Here is a 24,040-nt window from a genome sequence, read left to right as displayed (position 1 = left end):
ACTTGTAAGCGGTTAATCGTGGGATCCAAGTGACATGTCAAAAATTTTTATGAAATGAATTTATTAATTTCAAAGGGATGATCAGCGGATGCTAGAAGAACTCAAGAAAGAAGTCTATGAAGCAAACATGCTGCTGCCGGAATATAATCTGGTCACCTTTACATGGGGAAATGTAAGCGGAATCGACCGTGAAAAGAATCTCATGGTCATTAAGCCGAGCGGTGTCGAGTATGAAGCATTGTCACCGGAAAAAATGGTCGTCGTTGATCTTGATGGAAATGTGGTGGAAGGCGGGTTAAATCCGTCAAGCGATACCGCAACACATTGTGTGCTTTATCGCCATTTCCCGAATATTAAAGGAATTGTCCATACGCATTCTCCCTGGGCTGTTTCATTTGCCCAGGCCGGCATTGATATTCCGGCGGCAGGAACGACACATGCCGATACATTTTACGGCCCGGTTCCGGTCACAAGGGCGATGAAGAAAGAAGAAGTCGTTACGGAATATGAGAAACAGACCGGCGATGTGATTGTTGAGACTTTCGAAAAGCGGCATATTGATCCGGACCAGGTTCCGGCAGTTCTGGTAAATGATCACGGCCCCTTTACGTGGGGAACATCCGCCCATGATGCCGTGCACAATGCCGTTGTGCTCGAAGAAGTAGCGAAGATGACCTACCACTCGCTGCAGCTGAATCCGCACCAAATCAACATGGACCAATATCTTTTGGATAAACACTATCTGCGCAAGCACGGAAAAAATGCCTATTACGGGCAAACAAAATAAATGTCTTGTACATTTCGGGGAGGAAAATAACATGTTGAAAATAAAAGATTACGAGTTTTGGTTTATCGTCGGAAGCCAGCATTTATACGGCAAAGAAACGCTGGATGCTGTAAAGGAAGATGCGGAAAAAATCATTCATGAAATCAACGCAAGCGGCAAGCTACCGTACCCGATCGTATTTAAAACGGTTGCCACAACAGCCGACAGTATCACGCAGGTCATGAAAGAAGTCAACTATAACGACAATGTCGCCGGTGTCATCACCTGGATGCACACATTCTCGCCTGCGAAAAACTGGATCAGGGGAACGAAACTGCTGCAAAAACCTTTGCTTCATCTTGCTACACAATTTCTGGACTATATCCCGTGGGAAACGATCGACATGGATTATATGAACCTGCACCAAAGCGCCCATGGCGACCGGGAATACGGATTTATCAATGCGAGACTGAACAAAAATAACAAAGTCGTTGTCGGCCACTGGAAAGATGAAAAGGTCCAAACCCAAATCGGGCAATGGATGGATGTTGCCGTTGCTTACAATGAAAGCTTTAACATTAAAGTGGCCAGATTCGGCGACAACATGCGCAATGTCGCAGTCACGGACGGCGATAAAATCGAAGCACAAATTCAGTTCGGCTGGACAGTCGACTATTACGGCATTGGTGACCTTGTTGCGGAAATGAAAGAAGTCACCGATCAGGAAATAGAAGCTGTTTATGCGGAATGCCAGGAAAAATATGAATTGGTGGTTGGGAACAATGACCCGGCCTATTTTGAAGACCATGTGAAAGAGCAAATCCGGATTGAAATTGCCTTGCGCAAATTTCTTGACCGTGGCGGGTACACGGCATTCACGACAAACTTTGAAGACTTGTGGGGCATGAAACAGCTTCCAGGCATGGCGGTCCAACGGCTGAATGCGGAAGGTTACGGGTTTGCCGGTGAAGGGGATTGGAAAACAGCCGCACTCGACCGGTTGGTTAAAATCATGGCTCATAACGAAAAAACCGGCTTTATGGAAGATTATACGTACAATCTGGTAAAAGGCCATGAAGAAATACTGGGTTCCCACATGCTTGAAGTAGACCCGACTTTGGCAAGCGGCAAAATCAGAGTAGAAGTCCATCCATTAGGCATCGGGGACCGCGAAGACCCTGCACGGCTCGTTTTTGACGGATCGGATGGAGATGCGATTGACTTAACCATTTCCGACTTTGGCGACAAATTCAAAATGGTGATGTATGAAGTCGAAGGAAAGAAACCGGCTGAAGCAGCGCCGAAACTGCCTGTCGCACGCCAGCTTTGGACACCGAAAGCAGGTTTTTATGAAGGCGTTCAAAAATGGATTGAAAACGGCGGCGGCCACCATACGGTATTCTCCTTTGCCGTAACAGCGGAACAAATTGAGGATTTTGCAAAAATGGCCGGTATTGAAGTTGTGAATATAAAATAAGTTGATTCCTGTTTACTGATTCTTTGAACATGAAAAAGCATCCTCCAAATTATTTTAGCTGAAGGATGCTTTTTTGTATCAATGAGACCGATTTACTTGGGTCACTCGTTATCTTCATGAGCAAAAGTTGATTTTGTTTATCTGAATGGTGCGAAGGAGTCACGATTTTTGTTTAATGTATATTTGTTTTCTCTGCAGCGTCTTTTTTATCCAAGGTAGAATTTCTGACAATTAAAACCGGTTCATAAATAATGGAGTTACGGCTTTTTTCATAACGGTTTTCTGCTTTTTCAACTGCAGCGACGATCCACTTTGCAGCATCGATCCCCATCTGAGTTTTAGGATGTGTCACAGTAGTAAGCTTAATTTCCGAGGCGACTGCGAGATTAGAGTCATCAAAACCTGTGATAGAGATATCCTGTGGAATTTTTATGCCTAATTCTCTCAGCATCCGGATCACCCCGATTGCCAGCTGATCATTGTAACAGACAATCGCAGATGGACGTTCTTTTGTGTTCTTTAAAAACACTTTATACTCCTCAATCATTTGATTCATATCTTCTGTTGAATACGTTTTCACCATATTTTTGAAAAAAGGCACATGGTTTTCTCTAAGCGCATATAAATAGCCTTTCATTCGGTACACACCCTGAAGGTCGTCTGTTTTAAACAACCCGGCGATTTTACTGTGGCCTAGCCCGATCAAATGTTCAGTCGCCATGTAGGTGCCTCGTTCATCGTCAACGATCAAATGGGGCGGATTCAGCTGCTGATAAAATTGATTGATCATAATATATGGAATGTGCAGCCTTTCCAGTTCCGTATAAAAGCAAACATTTGGATTAAATCCGCTGCTTTTTGTCGGCTCTACAATGAGTCCGTCAATTCCCCTGTTCATCAATGTTTCCAAACATTGTTTTTCTTTTTTTGGATCGTTATCCGTACTTGCCAAAACAAGAGAGTATCCCTTTTCTGTCAAATAGGATTCGATCCCATTTAAAATTGAAGGGAAAATATAATCAGAAATGTAGGTTGTGATGACGCCGATTGTTTTTGTATTTCCGGGTGCAGGTTTTTTGCTGATTTCGTGAAAATTTCTATCCTTACAAAATGTTCCGGATCCCTGCTCCGTATATAACCACCCGTCGTTAACGAGCTGCCTGATGGCTTGGCGGACAGTGTGGCGGCTGACACGAAACATTTTAACCAACTCATTTTCTGAATATATTTTTTCTCCCGGTTTAACTTGTCCGTTCATGATCCATTCTTTAATTTTTTCTTGTACTACAACATATTTTGGTGATTCTGCCATACGTTTCACCCTTATTGTCGTTATTTTTCTGGACTTGAATACAAATGTTTTACTTTACTATAACAGATGCCGGCCTGATTATCTATAATCTTTAAGGAAAGGATCCGGTGCTTTTGCAGAGATCTTGTTCCGTGGCGAAGACAAATATTTGTTCTACATCCGGAAACATTTATTGTGGTGTCAGGAGGGAATCCACACCATTCAATTTGATGGAGTGACCGTTTATTTGTTCGTACAAATTTTTAAAATATAATGTTGACATGTACGGATGTCTATAATACACTAAGGGAAAATAAGAATGCGCTTACAAAAAGTATGCGTATTAACTGAAACAAGAGGGGAGTGTGGGTTACATAGCAAAAAATGTAAGCGGTGACAAAAATGAAAATTTGGTTTTCTAATCTAACCATATGAGGGGGAAATATTGTGAAAAAATGGTTTATAACGGCCTGTGCACTGATTCTTGTTTTCGTCCTGGGTGCTTGTGGCAGTTCGGGGGCAAGCTCCGGAAAAAAAGGGTATGTAGGAATTGCAATGCCGACGAAATCATCAGAACGCTGGATTAAAGACGGTAACAATATGAAAAAGCAATTTGAAAAGATGGGGTATAAAGTCGATCTGCAATATGCTGAAGATGATGTACAAAATCAAGCATCACAGATTGAAAACATGATCACGAAAGGTGTGAATGTCCTTGTTATCGGTGCTATTGACGGAGAAGCACTAACCGATGTTCTGAAAAAAGCGCATGACCAAAAAATTAAAGTAATTGCATACGACCGGTTAATCCGGAATACGAAGTACGTAAACTATTATGCTACTTTTGATAATTACAAAGTCGGCGTTATTCAAGCAAAATATATTGAAGATAAACTCGGCTTAAAACAAAATAAAGGGCCATTTAATATTGAATTATTCGGGGGATCTCCGGACGATAACAACTCGCTCTTTTTTTATAACGGGGCGATGTCCGTTCTGAATCCGTATATAAAGTCCGGAAAACTTAAAGTGTTAAGCGGCCAGACGAAGTTCAACCAAATTGCAACGCTTCGGTGGGATGGGGCAACGGCACAATCCCGGATGGATAATATTTTAAGTGCCAAATATACAAATGCAAAAGTAGATGCAGTGCTCTCTCCATATGATGGCATCAGCATTGGCGTGATTTCATCCTTGAAGAGTGTCGGCTATGGCTCAAAAGACAAACCGATGCCTGTGATTACTGGGCAGGATGCAGAGTTGGCTTCTGTAAAATCGATCATCAAGGGTGAACAAACCCAAACCGTATTTAAAGATACAAGAAAATTGGCAAAACAGACAGTGAAAATGGTTGATCAGATGCTGAATGACAAGAAAGTGGATGTCAATGATACAAAAACATATGACAATGGCGTAAAAGTTGTTCCGTCTTATCTTTTGGATCCTGTTTCTGTTGATAAATCGAATTATAAAAAGGTGTTGGTTGACAGCGGTTACTATAAAACAAGCGAATTGAAATAATATTTGGCAATGGGCTTTCCATTTAGAATGACGTCCTGGAACAGGCGGATCAAACAGTCGTGATAACAGGTACGGTTTTCTTTTTGGAATGCCCTTTTCTGTATAACGGGGGTGAATCAATTGGCTGAATATATATTGGAAATGAACGACATTACAAAAGAATTTCCTGGGGTTAAAGCACTTGATAATGTGAATTTAAAAGTAAAAAAAGGCGAAATTCATGCCCTGTGCGGTGAAAATGGCGCAGGAAAATCAACCCTCATGAAAGTATTAAGCGGTGTTTACCCTTATGGAACGTATTCGGGAGACATCTTATTTAATGGAGAAATTTGCCAATTTAAGGATATAAAGCAAAGTGAGGCTCTGGGAATTGTCATTATTCATCAGGAATTAGCGCTTATCCCCGATCTTTCAATTGCTGAAAACATTTTTTTGGGCAATGAAAGGGCAAAAAATGGCGTGATTAATTGGGCAGAAACATTTATTCAAACTGAAACGTTATTGAAAAAAGTCGGTCTGAATGAATCACCAGATACATTAATCCGCAACATTAGCGTCGGAAAACAGCAGTTGGTTGAAATCGCAAAAGCTTTATCAAAAGAAGTAAAACTACTGATTTTAGACGAACCTACCTCCGCTTTAAACGAAACGGAAAGTGAAAACTTGCTTTCCCTTATTTTGGAGTTTAAGGAACAAGGCATTACTTCTATTATTATCTCACATAAATTAAATGAAATTATGAAAATTGCTGATTCAATTACGATATTGCGGGATGGCAAAACCATTGAAACGCTGAATGTAAAAAAAGATAACGTAACGGAAGATCGGCTCATTCGCGGAATGGTGGGAAGAGATTTAACGCATCGCTTTCCTGATCATACACCAAAAATAGCTGAAACCATTTTGGAAATTAAAGATTGGACCGTTTGGAACCCTGCCAACCCGGAACAAAAAGTTGTTGATCATGCAAATATTACAGTAAGAAGAGGAGAGATTGTAGGAATTGCGGGTTTAATGGGAGCTGGCAGAACCGAGATGGCGATGAGTATTTTTGGACGGTCATATGGAAAGAAAATGGAAGGACAAATAATCAAAGATAACAAACCGATTGAAATCAAGTCGGTTCAGGAAGCAATACGCCATGGTTTTGCCTATGTAACGGAAGACCGGAAAAATCTTGGTCTTAACTTGATCTCAAGCTTGAAAGAAAATATGACGCTGGCGAATCTAAGAAAAATTTCCAACAAATCGGTAATCGACGAGGGAAAAGAGATTGTAAGTGTTGAGGAGCTACGTAAAAAGCTGAGGATCAAGTCTTCCAATGTGATGCAACTGGTTGGGAATTTGAGCGGTGGCAATCAACAGAAGGTTTTGCTGAGTAAATGGGTCTTTACCGAACCGGACATCTTGATTTTAGATGAACCAACCAGGGGTATTGATGTCGGTGCGAAATATGAAATCTACACCATTATTCATCAACTGGCTGATCAGGGGAAAGGCATCATTCTCATTTCATCAGAACTTCCGGAGTTACTGGGAATGGCCGACCGGATTTACACCATGAACAAAGGAAAAATTACCGGGGAAGTCTTAAAAGAAGAGGCAAATCAGGAAATTTTAATGAAATATATGACGAAAGTTGGGTGACCTCAAATGGATTCTATCCTTCAAATGATGAAAAAAAACATGAGACAGTATGGCATGTTTATTGCGCTTGTTCTGATTATGGTTCTTTTTCAAGTAATTACGGACGGGATCTTGTTAAGGCCGTTAAACATTACCAATCTTGTTATGCAGAACAGTTATGTATTGATACTGGCCATTGGTATGGTCCTCATCATTATTGCCGGCCATATTGATTTATCTGTCGGTTCCGTTGTAGCTTTCATCGGAGCAATATCTGCTGTCCTGTCCATACACATGCATCTGCCGACAATTGTTGTTTTTGTCATTTCTTTAGCAATTGGTGCATGCATTGGTGCCTGGCAGGGATTTTGGGTTGCCTACGTAAAAATTCCGGCATTTATTGTAACGTTAGCTGGAATGCTCGTTTTTCGGGGCCTGACGATGCTGATTCTTAAAGGCGAATCACTAGCCCCTTTTCCGAGAAACTTCCAACTTGTCAGTTCTGGTTTTATCCCGGATGTTTTTAAAGGAAGCTCCTTAAATATTTTGACCATCGCGGTCGGGCTGTTATGTACAGTTGCCTATATCTTCATTGAATTAAATGGAAGAAAAAAGCAGAAAAAATATCAGTTGCAAACAACATCGGGACCGTTGTTCGTTGCTAGAATTATTGTTATTGCATGTTTGATTAATGTATTTTCGTACATTTTTGCGACGTACGAAGGAATCCCTTACATTTTGGTAATCTTAATAGCCTTAATTCTTGCTTACTCATTTGTTATGAAAAGAACAACAATGGGCAGACAGGTATATGCAATTGGCGGTAATGCAAATGCAGCGAGTTTATCAGGGATCAAAACACCACGCGTAACATTTTGGATTTTTGTAAATATGGGAGTGCTTGCCGCATTGACGGGATTAATTGTTGCAGCCCGTCTAAATGCAGCAACGCCAAAAGCGGGAACGAACTTTGAACTTGATGCCATTGCAGCCTGTTTTATCGGCGGAGCTTCTGCTTATGGAGGAATTGGCACAGTCGGCGGAGCAATCGTAGGTGCGCTCGTAATGGGAGTGATGAACAATGGTATGTCCATTCTTGGCCTTGGCATAGATTGGCAACAAACGATTAAGGGCCTTGTCTTGCTTCTTGCTGTTGCGTTTGATGTTTATAACAAAAATAAAGCGGTTTAAAAAGAAATTGGCGCAAGGCTGTGCAAGTTTGCCTTGCCTCAATTATGTACCTTTAAGTACGTAAATGTCTATTAAGCACAAACAAAATAAATGTCTTGTACATTCCGGGGAGGAAAACAGCATGTTGAAAATAAAAGATTACGAGTTTTGGTTTATCGTCGGAAGCCAGCATTTATACGGCAAAGAAACACTGGATGCTGTAAAGGAAGATGCGGAAAAAATCATTGATGAAATCAATGCAAGCGGCAAGCTACCATACCCGATCGTATTTAAAACGGTTGCCACAACAGCCGACAGTATTACAAAGGTCATGAAAGAAGTCAACTATAACGATAATGTCGCCGGTGTCATCACCTGGATGCACACATTCTCGCCAGCGAAAAACTGGATCAGGGGAACGAAACTGTTACAAAAACCTTTGCTTCATCTGGCTACACAATTTCTCGACCATATTCCGTGGGAAACGATCGACATGGATTATATGAACCTGCATCAAAGCGCCCATGGCGACCGGGAATACGGATTTATCAATGCGAGACTGAACAAAAATAACAAAGTCGTTGTCGGCCATTGGAAAGATGAAAAGGTCCAAACTCAAATCGGGCAATGGATGGATGTTGCCGTTGCTTATAATGAAAGTTTTAACATTAAAGTAGCGAGATTCGGTGACAACATGCGCAATGTCGCAGTCACGGACGGCGATAAAATCGAAGCGCAAATCCAGTTCGGCTGGACGGTGGACTATTACGGCATTGGCGACCTTGTTGCGGAAATGAAAGAAGTCACTGATCAGGAAATAGAAGCCGTTTATGCGGAATGCCAGGAAAAATATGATTTGGTAGTAGGAAATAATGACCCGGCCTATTTTGAAGACCATGTGAAAGAGCAAATCCGGATTGAAATTGCCTTGCGCAAATTCCTCGATAGGGGCGGGTACACAGCATTCACTACAAACTTTGAAGATTTGTGGGGCATGAAACAGCTTCCGGGCATGGCGGTCCAACGGCTGAATGCGGAAGGTTACGGTTTTGCCGGTGAAGGGGACTGGAAAACAGCCGCACTCGACCGGTTGGTGAAAATCATGGCACATAACGAAAAAACCGGTTTTATGGAAGATTATACGTACAATCTGGTAAAAGGCCATGAAGAAATACTGGGTTCCCACATGCTTGAAGTAGACCCGACTTTGGCAAGCGGCAAAATCAGGGTAGAAGTCCATCCATTAGGCATCGGGGACCGTGAAGACCCTGCACGGCTCGTCTTCGATGGCACGGATGGAGACGCTGTAAATCTTACGGTTTCTGATTTTGGTGACCAGTTTAAACTCGTTATGTATGAAGTGAATGGAAAAAAACCGGCTGAAGCAGCGCCGAAACTGCCTGTCGCACGCCAGCTTTGGACACCGAAACCAGGTTTTTATGAAGGGGCCCAAAAATGGATTGAAAACGGCGGCGGACATCATACTGTCCTGTCGTTCGCAGTCACTGCTGAGCAAATTGAAGATTTTGCGAAAATGGTTGGCCTTAAAACTGTAAAAATTTGAATTTAGCAGTAAACAAATAAAAAGATGCACTTCTTTAACAATTTGCCACAACGATTAGGGAGGCCGGAAAAAAATAATCCGCAGTACCGGTCCGGCAGAGCCAGGGCTAGGAAGAGGTAATGATTTTAAGACTTGGGAAGTGAAAAAAATGAATTTAATAGAAACTTCACAGGCAATTCAGCAGGGAAATGTTTCCCTCGGCATTGAACTGGGGTCAACCCGGATAAAGGCCGTGCTTGTCACGGATGATTTTGAAACGATCGCATCCGGCGGCTATGTTTGGGAAAACAAATTTGAAAACGGCATCTGGACGTATTCGTTGGAAGAAGTGTGGGAAGGGATTCAAAGAAGCTATGCCCAAATTGCGGCGGACGTCCAGGGGAAATACCATACCACTTTGACAAAAATCAGTGCCATCGGTGTAAGCGCTATGATGCACGGGTATTTGGCTTTCGCAGAAAACGGAGAGCTGCTCGTTCCTTTCCGGACATGGCGCAATAACATCACCGAACAAGCGGCGGATGAATTGACTGAACGATTTCAATTTAATATTCCGCAACGATGGAGCATTGCCCACCTTTACCAGGCGATTTTAAATCGGGAGCCCCATGTAAAGGATATTCGCTTTATCACCACTTTGGCTGGTTATGTGCACTGGAAATTATCCGGAGAAAAGGTGTTAGGGATTGGCGATGCTTCCGGCGTTTTTCCGGTGAATGAAGCGACAGGCACTTATCGGAAAGATTTTCTTGATACGTTTGACCGGCTTGAAAATGTGGCGCCCTATCCATGGCACATCAGGGAAGTGCTGCCAAAAGTATTAAAAGCCGGCGAATATGCGGGCACTTTAACAACCGAAGGAGCGGCACTCTTGGATGTAAACGGAAATCTTCAGGCAGGCAGTTTGATGGCCCCGCCTGAGGGGGATGCCGGAACCGGGATGGTGTGCACAAACAGTGTGCGCAAACGGACCGGGAATATATCCGTCGGCACTTCGGCTTTTTCGATGATCGTGCTGGACCAGCCGCTCAAAAAAGTGTACCGGGATATTGATATTGTCACCACGCCGAGCGGGGCGCCCGTGGCGATGGTCCATATCAACAACTGTTCTTCTGATATTAATGCATGGGCAAACCTGTTTAAACAATTTGCTGAGCGGCTCGGTGTTGATTTGCCGGCGGACCGTTTATATGAAACATTGTTTTTGGTAGCTGCAAAAGCGGATCCGGATGCGGGCGGCTTGCTCAATTACAGCTACTTGTCAGGCGAGAACATTACAAAAATGCCGGCCGGGCGCCCGCTGTTTGTCAGGAAACCGGACAGTGCCTTTACATTGGCAAACTTTATCCAGGCCCAGTTATATGCAGCATTTGCGCCGCTTAAAATCGGGATGGATATTTTGAAGAAGGAAGAAGGAATCAAAACGGATGTCCTGATTGCCCAAGGTGGCCTGTTTAAAACGCCGGTCATTGGCCAGCAGGTATTGGCCAACGCATTAAATACGCCGATTACGGTGATGAGCACTGCCGGTGAAGGCGGTGCCTGGGGGATGGCTGTACTCGCGGTTTATGCAAAATCCGGAAACGGAAAGCAAAGCCTGGAAGACTTTTTGGACCAAAATGTGTTCACCCATCCCGAAAGCATGACGTTAAGCCCGGAACCGGAAGGCGTTTCAGGGTACGAAGCCTTTATAAAAAGATATGAGGCGGGCTTGCTGGTTGAGTCGGTGGCTGTCCAGTCGATTTTTTAAAGGAAACGGAAAATCGTTAAAACAGCTGCATGGACACACCACAGGCTTTCCGGTATAACCCTTGGTTGCTCCATTTTCCATGCACGCATTCCATGCACGCAGCATCCGGCAAACGCCCGGTTCATATCCCAACGGGGACGGCGCTAGGCAAATGCATAAATTTTTGGGAGCCATGCAGTCCGGCCCGCCAGTAAACACAGATGATAAATCCGGCATTTTCCATGAAAACTGCCGGATTTTTTTTCATACATGTTAAAATAGAAGGTGTATTTAGTTGAAAACAAGGCAGGTGTCCGTTTTGTTTCCATTTTTCCACCGACATCGAAAGGAAGAGCATATTTTTGCGCCAATGGGGGGAGAGGTGGCGCCGATTGAGGAAGTGCCCGATCCCATCTTTTCCGAAAAAATGATCGGGGATGGCGTGGCAATCAGGCCAATTGAGGGCCGGGTCGTTTCCCCGTGTGACGGTGAAGTGATCCAGATATTTCCGACAAAGCATGCGATCGGGTTGCGCGGCGAATCAGGGCTGGAAGTTTTGATTCATATCGGGCTGGAAACGGTTTCACTTGAGGGAAAGGGGTTTGAAACGGTTGTGCAGACCGGGGACAAAGTGGAAAAAGGCGACCCGCTGATCCGCTTTAATCTGGAATTTATTAAAGCCAATGCAGCCGATACGATTACAGCAATCATCATTACAAACGGCGAGCTTGTAAAATCGCTCGAAAAAAGCACCGGGGTTGAGGCGGTTGCCGGGCAGACGGAAATCATGCGGGCTTGTCTGTGAAACCAAAAAACAGGCTTGAAGCAAGCGGCGGGGAAGGTGGCGCAAGCCGTGCCCTGCGCCGCAAAAAGAAAAAACAGGCTTATGCAAGCCTGCTTCTTACTTATATGGTTCGCATGCGTATCCGTCCTTGTCGCCGTCCATATAGGAGCGATAAGCAGGGTTTGAACGCGGCACGCCGTTTGGATATTTTTTGCGCAGTTCTGTACAGTTTTGGAAACCACTGCTCCCGTTGCTGGAACGGCTCTCCCCGCCGGAAGCACTGGATGCGGAACTGCCTTTTTCGCACCCGTTAAAACCGCGGTCTGTTGCATACCCGGGTTGCGACCAGACCCTGAGCTTTTCGTTTTTAGCCCGCTGTTCGGCTTTTTTGAAAGTGCCCAAATATTGATAGGGCGGTTCATACACATAGGCCACGCGCGCGTACCCTTCTTTCAGCAGCTTTTCCTGCACGGACTTGCCGTTTACGAATACATAAGCGAGGAGCCGCCCGTATTTGTCGCGTTTGGCCCCGTGATCAAATTCGATCGTCAGTTTGCCGCTTGAAACGAGCTGCTTGTTCCGGTAATAGGCCGCTTTTGCATACGGCTGTACGCACATATCCGGTTTTTTTGATTCCGGCGTGTCAACGAGCAAATAGCGGACCGTCTCTTCTTTTCCAAGATAATAAATTTTAATCGTGTCCCCATCGGTAACACCGGCAAGTTTAACAGCAATTTGCTTGCCTGCCGTTTGCCGGTTTTCTCCCGGCCCGTTATTTGTTTGTTGCGCTGTTTTTGGTTCTGTGCCCGTTTTTGTGCTGTTTTGATGCAGCCCGCACCCTGCAACGGCGAGCATCATAGCCAAAAAGAGCGTGAACCAGCCTGCTGTTTTTGTCTTCATTTCCCCTTCTCCTTGCTTTTAAAAAATGTAGCGCCCTTATTTTACCATTTCAAGCGGGTTTCTTTAAGCCATCCATTTGACAATAATACCACCTGGGGTATATGATGGGGGTTGTAACCGAACTACGGGCAGGAGGTCATCCGTATAAATGTATATTGTTTTGCTCGTTCTTGCGCTCATTCTCACGAAAACCGGCTATACACGTTACGTTCCCGTTCGCGGTACCGTGCGGGCGGATTTAAGAAAAGATGTGATTGAAAATAAAGTGGTGGTCGATGTGAGGGATTACCAGCATGCCGGAAGCGGTACCGGGGATGCCATTGTGATTCCGACGGCTTATTTAAAGCGGTTTTCCGGCGAAATTCCAAAAGGCAGTCTTCACCTCATTGCTTCCAGCCGGCTTGAAGCCAATTTCAGCATCCGTTTATTACGCAGAAAAGGATTTCATATTCATTCTTATACTATCTTGGAACCGGGGAGGGAAAAAGGTGGAATACGATGCGCAAATCAAAAACCGTGTCAAAAGAATCGAAGGGCAATTGCGGGGAGTACTGCGGATGATGGAAGAAAAGGACAACTGCAAAGAGGTCATTGCCCAATTGTCTGCCGCCCGGACGGCAATTGACCGGACGATCGGCGTCATTGTCAGCGCCAATCTGGTGGAATGTGTGAAAAATGCCGAACAAAACGGGGAAGACGCGGGAAGCCTTGTAAAAGAAGCGGTCAACCTGCTTGTGAAAAGCCGCTGACATCGGCTTTTCCGCAAAATCATCGCTGGCAAGGCCTGCACTTTTCGAAAAAGAGGGGATTTTGTTTTACGAGGGAGGAATTTTGATGAAAGAAATTTCTGCGATGGAAGTCGAGGAAAAACTGAACAAGGGTGAAAAACTCAATATTATCGATGTGCGCGAAACGGAGGAAGTGGCGGAAGGGAAAATTCCGGGCGCGCTGCATATTCCGCTCGGTTTGCTGGGATTCCGCCTAGAGGATCTTGACCGTTCCAAAGACTATATTGTCGTTTGCCATTCCGGCGGGCGGAGCTATATGGCATGCCAGTTTCTCGAAAGCCAGGGTTTTGATGTCACAAACCTGGAAGGCGGCATGATGGCCTGGACCGGTGAAACGGAATGAAAAATTTTCCTCTTGATCTTGCGGCGCATAAAGCGTAGTATAAGAGTACAAGCTGCGTTGTACGTAATATTAATAAAGTTTTAACCTTTAAACTGTTATAGGGAGTTTAACATTATTGCGGGAATGCCGAGCCTTTTGCCGTTTGGCAGGGAGGATGGCAGGAACGCTTTTGCGGACACCCACTTTGAGGAGTGTGGTTCTAAAACTTTCTTAGTTTGATTACGGCAACTGCGGCACATACATAATTTGTTAAACCCCGTCCTTCTTAGAAGGACGGGGTTTTTCACAATCAAGAACCTAGACCGAAGGCATTAGCTGAGCCTGTTACCCTGCACCCCGGATGCAGTGCCCGGCCAGTGCCCGGCCCATTTTTTCGCGCGGTATAAAGCGCCCGCTCTGTGTTAGCCCTCGATGTTACTGGGTGTATAATAAAACTAACAATGTTTTGACATGCAGGAGTGGGAAAATGTGAACCAAATGAAATACATTGAGCCTGCCGTGATGTTTTTTACCATGATCGTCTATGTCGCTATAGCCGTACTGATTGGCGTTGTGGCCGGGACCACGGTCGGTTTGTTTTTGAAAGCTTTAAATTTTTTGAGCGGAAAAACAGGTGCGCTGCCCGTGCCTTATAAGATGCTGCTGCTTCCGGTTGGCGGCCTGTTGAATGGCCTGTTGCTGTATAAAATGAAACCAGGGGCGCCTTCTGCCATTGCTGCTGTGCATTCCGAAGGGGAACCGCCCTTTGACAGAAGCTTCCCGGCCAAGTATCTGGCGGCCCTCATTACACTTGTATCCGGCGGTTCGGCTGGAAAATTCGGGCCGAGCGCTCACTTTGCCGGTTCGCTTGCCACATGGATCGGGAAAGTTTTTCATATTCAGCCGTTTCTTCGGGCCCAGCTGATCGTATGCGGAATCAGTGCTGCTTTTGCCAGCCTGTTTGGCGCGCCCGTTGCAGCAGCCGTGTTTGGTTTGGAAGTACTGGCTATCGGGTCAATCCGGCACCAGTTTCTTTTCCCTTCGGCGGTTTCCGGCATAGCTGCTTTTGAAGTCAATAAAAGGCTGTTGCATACGCCTTATGAATATTTCACCATCCATACCATGCCGTCTTTTTCTGTTCTGCTGCTTTTAAAAGTGGCGGCCCTTGGCATGATTTGCGGCCTGGCTGGATGGCTGTTTGTTGAATCTATTGAGCAGGGGGGCCGCTTATTTTCGGTTGTCCGGGAAAAACTGCATCTTCCTCTCTTCCTGATGCCCTGTGTTGGCGGTATGCTCATCGCTGTCGCATTATTGATTTTTCCCGCCGACTTTTTGGGACTGAGCTTGCCGCTTTTGGACAAAGCGATGCACGGGGGACATGTCGGCTTTTTCGCATTTCTATGGAAAATCCTGTTTGTGGCGGTTACGCTTGGTTCCGGCTTTTACGGAGGAACATTCACCCCGCAGCTCGTCATCGGGTCTGCTGCCGGAAATGCATTTGCCGCTTTGCTCGGGATAAATCCTGTATTAGGGGCGGCTGCGGGCATGCTGGCGGTGGTTTCGGCTGCATCCAATACGCCGGTTTCCGCTGTGCTGCTTGGATATGAGCTGTACGGGCATGTTACGGGGATGTATATGTTGGCCGCCTGTATTGCCGGGTATTTGATCATCGGGCACCGCAGCGTTTATCGCGACCAGCTTGTGTACGATCCAAAGTCTTTATGGGTGCAGCTGGAACCGGGGGTCGAACTAAGGAAAGAATCTATCAGCCTTTCAAGCGGTACAGCAAATCAGACTGGACGGTTCCATCTTCCGTGGTAGTGGGAAAAGCCGTTTATGATCAGGCTTATGTTAAGCATTCCTGTTAAAAATGGATCTATCTTAGCATAGGGCGGGCCGCTCTACGTAAAGGAAGCCGGTCGGAAGATGCGCCTATCTTAACGTAGGGGCGTTCTATGTAAAGGAAGGTCGCCGAGAAGAGTGTCTAACTTAACGTAGAGGCGCTCTAAGTAAAGGAAGACCGGCAAAAAACGTGCCTTCCTTAACGTAGAGGTGCTCTAAGTAAAGGAAGACCGGCAAAAAACGTGCCTATCTTAACATAGGGCCGCTCTACGTAAAGGAAGCCGGTCAGAAGATGCGCCTATCTTAACGTAGGGGCGTTCTATGTAAAGGAAGGCCGCCCAAAAGTGTACTTATCTTAACGTAGAGGCGTTCTAAGTAAAGGAAGGCCTTCAAATTTTGCGTCTAACTTAACGTAGAGGCGCTCTATGTAAAGGAAGCCCGGCAAAATCTGCGTCTATCTTAACATAGGGCCGCTCTATGTAAAGGAAGCCCGGCAAAGAACGTGCCTATCTTAACATAGAGGCGCTCTAAGTAAAGGAAGCCCGGCAAAAAATGTGTCTAACTTAACGTAGAGGAGTCAAGTCCAGGTTATTGTGTAAATTTATGGGCAAATGTTTTCAACCACCCTTTCATTTTTTGGCTTAACTTCCATGGATTTTTTTCTTCATCTCCGGGAAGGGATGTCAAATGCCTTTCAATTTGACATCCCTTCCCGGAGATGAAATCATCCATGATGGAAGTTAAGCTGAAAATGCTGCTAACTATTCTTTCCCATAAGTGACTTCCTCTTCGAGTATTCTGTATCTTGATACTGCATTAAAACGGCACCAACCAAACGAAAAGCAGATTGGGTATTAGGAAAAATGCGAATGACCCTTTCCCTTCTACGAACCTCTTGGTTAAGCCGCTCGAGGGAATTAGTACTCCGTATGTGCATACGGATATTCTCAGGAAAGTTCATGTATTGGATAGTATCTTCAAAACCTTCATCTAAAATGGCCAGGGCTTTTTCAAATCTTGCTTCTGTACCAAATTTGTTTATTAATTCATCTTTAAACTTGCGTATGTCCTCAATCGTAACGGCCTCAAACACGCGCTTAATCATCACCCGGATTTCTGCAGTATCTTTTTTGGGCAGTTTTTCAATGATATTGCGTTTAAAATGAACATTGCACCTTTGCCAAGCAGTGCCAATGAATTCCCGTTGTATTGCTTTCTGAAGGCCCATGTGAGCATCGGAAATAACGAGTTTTGGTGATTGGAGTCCACGTGATTTAAGTTGTTTAAAAAATGAACTCCAACTCTCCAAACTTTCTGCATGGTCAACGCTTAAACCCAGTATTTCACGTGTATTCTTCTCTGTAATGGCAGTCGCAATATAAACAGCCTTTGATATGACCTTATGGTGCTCCCGTACTTTTATATACATGGCGTCCACAAACACATAAGGGTAGTAGGTTGTATTCAACGGTCTCTCGGCCCAAGCATTCACAATGGGATCCAGTTTTTGCGTAAGGGAAGAGACAAACGACTTGGATACATTCTTACCGCAAAGCTGTTCTACGACATTTGTGACCTTACGGGTAGAGACGCCATTGATGACCATCTCCAACATAGAAAGGACGAAAGCTTGGTCACATCTGGCATACTTTTCAAATAAGGTAGTTGAGAATTCGCCATTACGTGTCCGGGGAACTTTTAATGTAACATTGCCGATGCTCATCAACAGCTCGCGTTCATAGTAACCGTTCCGGTAATCCCGGCGTTCAACAGCGCGTTCATAAGGGCTCGTTTTTAAATAGTCATCCCTTTCCTTTTCCATAAACTCGTTTAACACGAGGACAACCGCTGATTTAATTACCGCGTCAAGATCGGAAGTCATGATGGCTTCTTTTAAAACATCCAAATTTAGGTTAAACTGTAAGTGAGTCATTTTATCTCCTCTTTTCATTGTTTATTGTTGTTGAAAACAGTGTTGCCAAGAGTTGATAAAATGACTCCTTCTTTTTACACAATTATACGGACTTAATCCGTAGAGGCGCTCTATGTAAAGGAAGGCCTTCAAATTTTGCGTCTAACTTAACATAGGGGCGTTCTAAGTAAAGGAAGCCCGGCAAAAAGCGAGTCTATCTTAACATAGAGGTGCTCTAAGTAAAGGAAGGCCACCCAAAAGCGTGCCTAACTTAACGTAGGGGCGTTCTATGTAAAGGAAGCCCGGCAAAAAGCGAGTCTATCTTAACGTAGAGGCGTTCTATGTAAAGGAAGCCCGGCAAAAAATGTGTCTATCTTAACGTAGAGGCGCTCTATGTAAAGGAAGGCCTTCAAATTTTGCGTCTATCTTAACATAGGGCCGCTCTACGTAAAGGAAGGTCGCCCAAAAGTGTGTCTACCTTAACGTAGGAGTATTCTAAGTAAAGGAAGGCCGCCCAAAGATGTATCTATCCTAACATAGGCCGCTCTAACTAAAAAAAGGCCGCTGAAATGCGCGTCTGTCTTAACATATTCCTGTGTAAAAGAAGCGTGCCAAAATCGCGCCAATCTTAATGTTGGGCCGTTCTGAGTAAAGGAACTTTGCGGACCGGGCCGATTTTTTTGCAAGAAGCGTTCAAAAAACCGTTGAGAATCGTCTCAACGGTTTTTTGCGGCAGCCTTCTCGCTTTACTCGGTTTCCCCGAGTCCGGTAACTTTGTTAATTACATTTTGGATTGTATCAGCCAGCCCTTCTTCCTCTTCGCTGCCGGTATTTTGCGACTGAACATTTCCTTCGAGCTGATTATTGTACGAGTAAGTATTGGATTTGTAACTTTTTTCTTCTTCCATTTTTATCACCTCCAAAACATAGGGTGTGTTAATCGGAAGTTTTTAAACCAATCTAAGGCTTCCCCTTTTTTCTATAGACGGAACTTGTATTCACTCAAAATACGCAGACCATTCCATCCTTGCTCCAATCGACTCTGCTCCGAAAAATTGCGCCAACTGCTTTTCATCCTTTTGTGGTTGCTTTTATCATGACATGGACCTCTCTGTTCAATGACAAAGTGAATAAAAAAAGAAGCGTAATGATACGCTTCAGAATGGAGGTTATTGGGTGGAGACGGAACTTTTTCTCTCTCGTTTGTTGATTCTGCTTAATATCCGGAGCCACCCATATAAAACGCTCCTACAATAATAAGCAGGATGAAGAGAACGACAATCAGGGCAAAAGATGAGCCCATGCTGTAACCGCCATCTGTCATTGACTTTCACCTCCTTTCCTTAAGATATCTTGCATTTTAAAATATGCTGTTTCAAAGAAAGGCGTAAAGGACAAACGTGAAAGGGATGAAGAAAAGGCGAAGTGGTTATTGTTTCTGGCACTACCAAAAATGCCGGCGTGGAAAAGGACAATTGTGATAAACCACTTCATTTTTCCTGATCGGCTTCATAATATGCCTCGGAACTGTAACGACATTTGTACGGTTCACTTCCACAAGTGGATGGATGATTGGCTGGAAACGCGGGACAACACGATTACGAACTACATATCTTGGTGCAGCAACCATTGGTCTGCAATGCAATTTACACACCTCCTCATCATGAACTCTCTACATTAAATGAAGGAATAGCTGGATAGGAATGGACAAACATCTTAATGAAAAAGAAATATACGTTTAGGGATGTATGGAAGGACAGAGACAGGGGACATTCCATCCGGACAAGCAGCAAGAGCAGTTAACACGCATAGAGCATGAAGGAATGATGTACTATAATGGGTGAAAAAATGGTTTTTTCATCACCATTGAAATTCTAATCATAATGGCTCTCTTTTTTTAATCCTGGCTTGTTAACGAACTGGTGACGGGAATGCGCTAACAACGGCAACTCACACCAAAAATCACCCGGCTGAAAACGAAAAAAACCTTGATGCATCCGCGATACATAAAGGTTTTTAGAGTCGGGAAGACAGGATTTGAACCTGCGACCCCTACGTCCCGAACGTAGTGCTCTACCAAGCTGAGCTACTTCCCGGTTATTTTATTTTTGCTTGCCAACTCCTTAGCTCTTGCTGACAAATATTATTCTACGACAATAAATTTCGTTTGTCAAAGCCTTTTTTTATTTTTTTTAAAGAAATTTTTTCTGGTCTGGTTTCGAGACGGCAGCCATTCCTTTTTCAACTGGAAAATAAGAAGGTTTGGCGGCTTGGAAAAAACTTAGAGGTATGTTATTTCCAGGAAAAAGGAATATCACCGGGAATCACCGCCGCCGGCATGATGTCGACTCCCGTATTTTCCATCGAAGCTAGCATTGCTTCTTTCATCGGCATTTCTTTATGTTGGATGAAGCGGTCCATTGAAAATAATGCAGCTAACGCCGGGCAATCCTGAAACTGAAAGGCCATAAAAATCATGCTTTTAAAATGGCCTTCATTTCATCACCTTCAGCTTTATCATTCGCCATGAGCGGGTTGCGCTGCCTTTTACAAACAGGCAGGGGGAAAGGCGGGAGGGTTCAGGAATAAGGGAAGGTGCTTAGAGTGGAACGTTTTTTCAAAAATTCTAAGGGAATAAAAACAAAAAAACGGCCGCAGCAGGCGATAAGCAAGAGCAGTGATATGACCATGCGTGTTTGAATCTGTCGAAATTTGTATGCAGCAAGATGTAGAATAAAATGATCAAACAATTAAGATTTTGTAGAGTATGGTAAAATTGTGGATATTCATGTATACTGAATCATATATGTTTGGTAGTTTTTGCGGATGATGTCGGAAGATGGCAGCGAATGAAAAATACGGTGAGCCTTTGAGCAGGGGAGAGAGATATGCGCGGCAGGAAATTAAATTTCAAGGGAAAAGTTGTGTTGGCGCTCTTATTTACGTTGATTGTTGTTGTTTTGGCCGGACTCGTTGGCAAAGGGGAAAAGATGTCAGCGAAAGACAAAGGAAAAGATGCACATGCTGTCTCACTGCGCACTTTATCTTTTTCGCCTGCGCCGATGACAGCGTTTGCGGGTTCTCCTTTATACAAATCGATGATCGGGCAACAGCGGCAGAAAAAAGAAGCGGAGAGACAAAAAGAAGTTGCGAAGCAAAACGAGAAAGATCTGAAAGAAAATGCCATTTACTTAACATTTGATGACGGCCCGTCGAGTGCGGCCAACCAGTTATTGGATCTGTTGGAAACTTATCAGATGAAAGCTACCTTTTTCATGCTCGGGCCGAGGATGAAAGAGCATCCGGCAGTCGTAAAACGCATGCTAAAAGATGGAAACGGGCTTGCACTGCACGGGATCACACATAAAGCAAGAACAATTTACAGCAGTACGTCCGCGCCATTAAACGAAATGGCTGAGGATCAAAGAATATTGGAAAACGTGGCGGGTGTAAAATCTTATATGGTACGCCTCCCGTATGGAAGTATTCCGTATTTAACAGATGAAATGCGCGATTTACTGGATAAAAGTGGTTTCCACATTTGGGATTGGAACGTGGACAGCAGTGACTGGGAATTAAAAAATGGACGCTATGTCCAGTATACGATTCAGCAAATCCGGCAAAAAAAACAAGCGGGGGAAACGCCGGTCATCCTTTTGCATGACAAACCGGAAACCGTTAAATATTTGCCGAAGTTGCTAAAGTTTATCAAAAAGCAGGGCTATAAAACAAAAGTGTTGACCAATGAAACGCCCCCGGTAACGTTTCCGTGTGAAGGCCGCTGTCACCCAATCCACCATCCAGTTGAAACGGGGAGAAGATGAGGGTGAAAAGATTTATTGTATTGGGAATGATGTTGCCGGGGCTTCTTTTGCTTCTTGCCGGCTGCCATTCAGACAAAAAACAAGCGGACAGCATATACGAAAAATTAAAGAAATCCGCCTCGTATGAAAAAGATTTTGTTGCGAACCAGGAGAAGCTGGACGAATACAAAGAAAAAGTGGCATCCATTTATGCTGATCTAAACCAGCTTGAACTGAATGACGAAAACCGCCCGGAAGTGAAGCAGAAATTAAAAAAGGCGGACAACTATACCGAAAAGCAGCAGAAAGAGCTGCGGGAATCCAAAAAGAATTTTCAAAAGGCATATGAACAATCGGCATCTATAAAAGAGAACGTGGAGCAAATTAAAGATAGCGGGCAGCAGAAACAAGCACGGAAGCTGCTCACCATCATGGATGAACGTAAAAAATATATGAACACTTTTTTTGATGATTATAAAAAACAATTGGCGTTACAAGGCACCTTTTATGAAAATCTGGAGAAGTTCAGCCCGGATGAGTTAGACGAACAAATTAAAAAAATAAATGAATACAATGGGAAAATGGAAGAAACGATTCGCCAATTCAACCAGGATACGAAACGGTATAATCGCGAAAAAGATAAGTATTTTAAAAAAGCAGGACTTTATTAAATTGGACGCTTTTTTAAAAAGCCCGAGATCGGCTTATGCCGGTTCTCGGGCTTCTTTTTCGGGACAGGAAAACGACTGTGAAATTGGGTGATGCGATGAGATTGTCGTTTTTGATTTGGAATGGAATCCTGTATATTTTAAAAGAAATCTGCTTTATCGGTCTTTAATTAGGCCTTGCTGAACCAATCCGATTCTGAGTTTGTACCCAATTTGCCTGCAAGCTCTAGAAGAATCCATCTTTGAAAATGCGATTCTGTCTTCTCTATGCATTGAATCAGCTTTCAAGTGCAAGCTTTTATAACACCCTTGCATTTAAATTTTTTCCAAGGCTGTCAGCATCCTTGCAGTGTTTTGTCTTAAAAGGATATTTCGAGCCTAGGTGCGGCTTGTTTTGTCTTTTTGGCAGGTTCAAAAAGACATTTCGAGCCTGGATGCAGCGTGTTTTGTCTTTTTGGCAGGTTCAAAAGGACATTTCGAGCCTGGATACAGCGTGTTTTGTCCTTTTGACGGCTTCAAAAAGACATTCCGAGCCTAGGTGCGGCTTGTTTTGTCTTTTTGGCAGGTTCAAAAAGACATTTCGAGCCTGGATGCAGCGTGTTTTGTCTTTTTGACGGCTTCAAAAAGACATTCCGAGCCTAGGTGCGGCTTGTTTTGTCTTTTTGCCAGGTTCAAAAGAACATTTCGAGCCTGGATGCAGCGTGTTTTGTCTTTTTGGCAGGTTCAAAAGGACATTTCGAGCCTAGGTGCGGCTTGTTTTGTCTTTTTGCCAGGTTCAAAAGAACATTTCGAGCCCGGATGCAACGTGTTTTGTCTTTTTGGCAGGTTCAAAAGGACATTTGGAGCCTGGATACAGCATGTTTTGTTCTTTTGACGGCTTCAAAAAGACATTTTGGGTCCAGTCGCAATTCCTTAGAGGAGCTCTACGTTAAGAAAGCGCGGAAAATTGAAGGTCTTCCTTCACATAGGACGCGTTTCAAGTGCAAGCTTTTCCCTGCATTTTTTATAAGACACTTGCATTAAATTTATGCCAAAGCTGTCAGCATCTTTGCCAAATCTAGGAATTTTGCTTTTTCAGCAAGCCCTAATTAAGCGAAAATAAAGATTTTAAAACTTCATCCATAAATAAGAAAATGTGCAGAAATGTTGCAGTTTGGATGTTCAACAGAACGGGCAAAAAATAGGGGAAGACAATTTGGAGGTGGATAAAAATGGGCACGTCCTATGAAGAATGCATCAAAGCCTGCCAGGAGTGTATGGAAGCCTGTAATCAGTGTTACAGTGCCTGTTTAAAGGAAGACAATGTGAAAATGATGGCTGGCTGTATCCGCATGGACAGAGAATGCGCAAATATTTGTGCTTTGGCATTGCAAGCGATGCAAAGCAACAGCCCGTTTGTGATGCAAATTTGCAATTTGTGTGCGGAAATTTGCGAAGCATGTGGGGAGGAATGCAGGAAATACAGCCATGACCATTGTCAAAAATGCGCCGAAGCATGCTTGCGCTGTGCGGAAGCTTGCCGGAGAATGGCCTGACACAAAGCCGGTTCCCTTATCAAAAAGGGAACCGGCTTTTAGCAAAATCAATAAAACGGGAATGATGTGTTTAAGCTTAAGCAAACGGAAGAAAATAAAAATTGGATCGCCAGTTTAAATCATGGATGGCCGGCAGAAAACAATTCGATGTATTTTTTTATATTTCTTGGTCTCCGGAACAATGCAGCAGGAAATTTAATATCAAAATAAAAAAGCAAGGATCCCAGCCATAAACTGAAACCCTTGCTTTTTGTGATGCGGATGAAGGGACTTGAACCCATACGGTGTTTCCACCACTAGAACCTGAATCTAGCGCGTCTGCCGATTCCGCCACATCCGCAT

The 24,040-nt window shown here is 44.1% G+C and carries 21 protein-coding genes, 2 tRNA genes and 1 other RNA gene; 16 read left to right on the top strand and 8 right to left on the bottom strand.

Annotated elements, in window-relative coordinates; translation table 11 throughout:
* The first annotated feature begins 88 nt into the window (after positions 1-88).
* Both NST70_RS11655 and araA (NST70_RS11650) read left to right on the top strand, forming a co-directional pair.
* Positions 89-787 (top strand): L-ribulose-5-phosphate 4-epimerase, encoded by a 699-nt coding sequence (locus NST70_RS11655; protein ID WP_342475131.1) that lies wholly within the window; start codon positions 89-91, stop codon positions 785-787.
* A 31-nt stretch (positions 788-818) separates the two neighbouring features.
* A complete protein-coding gene (gene araA / locus NST70_RS11650) occupies positions 819-2,243 on the top strand; it encodes an L-arabinose isomerase (RefSeq protein ID WP_342475129.1) in 1,425 nt (474 codons plus the stop codon).
* A gap of 172 nt (positions 2,244-2,415) precedes the next feature.
* On the opposite strand, the gene NST70_RS11645 is transcribed toward araA (NST70_RS11650), so the two are convergent.
* On the bottom strand, positions 2,416-3,555 hold the full coding sequence (locus tag NST70_RS11645; RefSeq protein WP_342475127.1) for a GntR family transcriptional regulator: 1,140 nt from the start codon (positions 3,553-3,555) through the stop codon (positions 2,416-2,418).
* Between the two features lie 426 nt (positions 3,556-3,981).
* Between NST70_RS11645 and chvE the strand changes: the two genes are divergently transcribed.
* The 6 genes from chvE (at position 3,982) to NST70_RS11615 (ending at position 11,949) form a co-directional block, all read left to right on the top strand.
* A complete protein-coding gene (chvE, locus tag NST70_RS11640) occupies positions 3,982-5,055 on the top strand; it encodes a multiple monosaccharide ABC transporter substrate-binding protein (protein WP_342475125.1) in 1,074 nt (357 codons plus the stop codon).
* A 120-nt stretch (positions 5,056-5,175) separates the two neighbouring features.
* Complete coding sequence (gene mmsA / locus NST70_RS11635) at positions 5,176-6,702, top strand: multiple monosaccharide ABC transporter ATP-binding protein (RefSeq protein ID WP_342475123.1); 1,527 nt, start codon at positions 5,176-5,178, stop codon at positions 6,700-6,702.
* A 6-nt stretch (positions 6,703-6,708) separates the two neighbouring features.
* Positions 6,709-7,872 (top strand): multiple monosaccharide ABC transporter permease, encoded by a 1,164-nt coding sequence (gene mmsB, locus NST70_RS11630; protein WP_017550147.1) that lies wholly within the window; start codon positions 6,709-6,711, stop codon positions 7,870-7,872.
* A 121-nt stretch (positions 7,873-7,993) separates the two neighbouring features.
* Positions 7,994-9,415: an L-arabinose isomerase gene (araA, locus tag NST70_RS11625; protein ID WP_342475120.1), complete on the top strand. Its 1,422-nt coding sequence runs from the start codon at positions 7,994-7,996 to the stop codon at positions 9,413-9,415.
* A 148-nt stretch (positions 9,416-9,563) separates the two neighbouring features.
* Positions 9,564-11,165: an FGGY-family carbohydrate kinase gene (locus NST70_RS11620; RefSeq protein WP_342475118.1), complete on the top strand. Its 1,602-nt coding sequence runs from the start codon at positions 9,564-9,566 to the stop codon at positions 11,163-11,165.
* A gap of 274 nt (positions 11,166-11,439) precedes the next feature.
* Entirely contained in the window at positions 11,440-11,949 is a 510-nt protein-coding gene (locus NST70_RS11615; protein ID WP_342475116.1) for a PTS glucose transporter subunit IIA, read from the top strand.
* 96 nt (positions 11,950-12,045) lie between these two features.
* Here NST70_RS11615 and NST70_RS11610 read toward each other — a convergent pair whose 3' ends face one another.
* The gene (locus NST70_RS11610) at positions 12,046-12,828 is read right to left on the bottom strand and encodes a thermonuclease family protein (RefSeq protein ID WP_342475115.1); all 783 of its coding nucleotides are present in this window, start codon (positions 12,826-12,828) and stop codon (positions 12,046-12,048) included.
* A gap of 148 nt (positions 12,829-12,976) precedes the next feature.
* On the opposite strand from NST70_RS11610, the gene NST70_RS11605 reads away from it, so the two are divergent.
* From NST70_RS11605 to NST70_RS11585, 5 genes are all read left to right on the top strand, one after another.
* Positions 12,977-13,453 carry a sulfurtransferase gene (locus NST70_RS11605; protein WP_342476240.1) on the top strand — a complete coding sequence of 159 codons (477 nt, stop codon included), beginning with the start codon at positions 12,977-12,979 and terminating at the stop codon, positions 13,451-13,453.
* A complete protein-coding gene (locus NST70_RS11600; RefSeq protein WP_225620992.1) occupies positions 13,335-13,577 on the top strand; it encodes a metal-sensitive transcriptional regulator in 243 nt (80 codons plus the stop codon). The genes NST70_RS11605 and NST70_RS11600 overlap by 119 nt, the downstream gene beginning before the upstream one ends.
* 85 nt (positions 13,578-13,662) lie before the next feature.
* Positions 13,663-13,959: a rhodanese-like domain-containing protein gene (locus NST70_RS11595; protein ID WP_013860072.1), complete on the top strand. Its 297-nt coding sequence runs from the start codon at positions 13,663-13,665 to the stop codon at positions 13,957-13,959.
* 46 nt (positions 13,960-14,005) lie between these two features.
* A non-coding RNA gene (gene ssrS, locus NST70_RS11590) (6S RNA) lies at positions 14,006-14,200 on the top strand.
* A 236-nt stretch (positions 14,201-14,436) separates the two neighbouring features.
* Positions 14,437-15,759 (top strand): chloride channel protein, encoded by a 1,323-nt coding sequence (locus NST70_RS11585; RefSeq protein ID WP_342476214.1) that lies wholly within the window; start codon positions 14,437-14,439, stop codon positions 15,757-15,759.
* A 778-nt stretch (positions 15,760-16,537) separates the two neighbouring features.
* On the opposite strand, the gene NST70_RS11580 is transcribed toward NST70_RS11585, so the two are convergent.
* The 5 genes from NST70_RS11580 to NST70_RS11560 form a co-directional block, all read right to left on the bottom strand.
* Complete coding sequence (locus NST70_RS11580) at positions 16,538-17,713, bottom strand: IS256 family transposase (RefSeq protein ID WP_017551449.1); 1,176 nt, start codon at positions 17,711-17,713, stop codon at positions 16,538-16,540.
* Between the two features lie 725 nt (positions 17,714-18,438).
* Positions 18,439-18,600 (bottom strand): hypothetical protein, encoded by a 162-nt coding sequence (locus tag NST70_RS11575; RefSeq protein ID WP_014097610.1) that lies wholly within the window; start codon positions 18,598-18,600, stop codon positions 18,439-18,441.
* A gap of 308 nt (positions 18,601-18,908) precedes the next feature.
* On the bottom strand, positions 18,909-19,016 hold the full coding sequence (locus tag NST70_RS11570) for a YjcZ family sporulation protein (protein ID WP_014097611.1): 108 nt from the start codon (positions 19,014-19,016) through the stop codon (positions 18,909-18,911).
* 698 nt (positions 19,017-19,714) lie between these two features.
* Positions 19,715-19,788, bottom strand: a tRNA-Pro gene (locus NST70_RS11565).
* A 196-nt stretch (positions 19,789-19,984) separates the two neighbouring features.
* Positions 19,985-20,161, bottom strand: coding sequence for a hypothetical protein (locus NST70_RS11560; protein WP_230951780.1), 177 nt, complete (start codon positions 20,159-20,161; stop codon positions 19,985-19,987).
* Between the two features lie 419 nt (positions 20,162-20,580).
* On the opposite strand from NST70_RS11560, the gene NST70_RS11555 reads away from it, so the two are divergent.
* The 3 genes from NST70_RS11555 (at position 20,581) to NST70_RS11545 (ending at position 23,698) form a co-directional block, all read left to right on the top strand.
* A complete protein-coding gene (locus tag NST70_RS11555) occupies positions 20,581-21,516 on the top strand; it encodes a polysaccharide deacetylase family protein (RefSeq protein WP_026685174.1) in 936 nt (311 codons plus the stop codon).
* Positions 21,513-22,166, top strand: a complete 654-nt coding sequence (locus NST70_RS11550) for a YkyA family protein (RefSeq protein WP_035184245.1) — start codon at positions 21,513-21,515, stop codon at positions 22,164-22,166. The genes NST70_RS11555 and NST70_RS11550 overlap by 4 nt, the downstream gene beginning before the upstream one ends.
* Before the next feature lie 1,208 nt (positions 22,167-23,374).
* The gene (locus tag NST70_RS11545; RefSeq protein ID WP_179234535.1) at positions 23,375-23,698 is read left to right on the top strand and encodes a four-helix bundle copper-binding protein; all 324 of its coding nucleotides are present in this window, start codon (positions 23,375-23,377) and stop codon (positions 23,696-23,698) included.
* Between the two features lie 256 nt (positions 23,699-23,954).
* Here the strand turns inward: NST70_RS11545 and NST70_RS11540 are convergent.
* Positions 23,955-24,038, bottom strand: a tRNA-Leu gene (locus tag NST70_RS11540).
* Positions 24,039-24,040 lie beyond the last annotated feature (2 nt).

The sequence above is a fragment of the Weizmannia sp. FSL K6-0777 genome (genome assembly GCF_038593185.1).
In the GTDB taxonomy this organism is placed as follows: domain Bacteria; phylum Bacillota; class Bacilli; order Bacillales; family Bacillaceae_C; genus Weizmannia; species Weizmannia faecalis.
Note: the sequence above shows the minus strand (reverse complement) of the source record. Positions and strands in the feature narration are given on the sequence as shown.

Bases quoted from the DNA above. Each gene is read 5' to 3' on its own strand.
- NST70_RS11555 (WP_026685174.1), top strand. From the start codon at position 20,581: ATGCGCGGCAGGAAATTAAATTTCAAGGGAAAAGTTGTGTTGGCGCTC.
- araA (WP_342475129.1), top strand. From the start codon at position 819: ATGTTGAAAATAAAAGATTACGAGTTTTGGTTTATCGTCGGAAGCCAG.
- NST70_RS11545 (WP_179234535.1), top strand. From the start codon at position 23,375: ATGGGCACGTCCTATGAAGAATGCATCAAAGCCTGCCAGGAGTGTATG.
- NST70_RS11575 (WP_014097610.1), bottom strand. From the start codon at position 18,600: ATGGAAGAAGAAAAAAGTTACAAATCCAATACTTACTCGTACAATAAT.
- NST70_RS11585 (WP_342476214.1), top strand. From the start codon at position 14,437: ATGAAATACATTGAGCCTGCCGTGATGTTTTTTACCATGATCGTCTAT.
- NST70_RS11580 (WP_017551449.1), bottom strand. From the start codon at position 17,713: ATGACTCACTTACAGTTTAACCTAAATTTGGATGTTTTAAAAGAAGCC.
- NST70_RS11570 (WP_014097611.1), bottom strand. From the start codon at position 19,016: ATGACAGATGGCGGTTACAGCATGGGCTCATCTTTTGCCCTGATTGTC.
- NST70_RS11605 (WP_342476240.1), top strand. From the start codon at position 12,977: ATGTATATTGTTTTGCTCGTTCTTGCGCTCATTCTCACGAAAACCGGC.
- NST70_RS11550 (WP_035184245.1), top strand. From the start codon at position 21,513: ATGAGGGTGAAAAGATTTATTGTATTGGGAATGATGTTGCCGGGGCTT.
- NST70_RS11645 (WP_342475127.1), bottom strand. From the start codon at position 3,555: ATGGCAGAATCACCAAAATATGTTGTAGTACAAGAAAAAATTAAAGAA.
- NST70_RS11655 (WP_342475131.1), top strand. From the start codon at position 89: ATGCTAGAAGAACTCAAGAAAGAAGTCTATGAAGCAAACATGCTGCTG.
- NST70_RS11560 (WP_230951780.1), bottom strand. From the start codon at position 20,161: ATGGCCTTTCAGTTTCAGGATTGCCCGGCGTTAGCTGCATTATTTTCA.
- araA (WP_342475120.1), top strand. From the start codon at position 7,994: ATGTTGAAAATAAAAGATTACGAGTTTTGGTTTATCGTCGGAAGCCAG.
- NST70_RS11620 (WP_342475118.1), top strand. From the start codon at position 9,564: ATGAATTTAATAGAAACTTCACAGGCAATTCAGCAGGGAAATGTTTCC.
- mmsB (WP_017550147.1), top strand. From the start codon at position 6,709: ATGGATTCTATCCTTCAAATGATGAAAAAAAACATGAGACAGTATGGC.
- NST70_RS11595 (WP_013860072.1), top strand. From the start codon at position 13,663: ATGAAAGAAATTTCTGCGATGGAAGTCGAGGAAAAACTGAACAAGGGT.
- NST70_RS11610 (WP_342475115.1), bottom strand. From the start codon at position 12,828: ATGAAGACAAAAACAGCAGGCTGGTTCACGCTCTTTTTGGCTATGATG.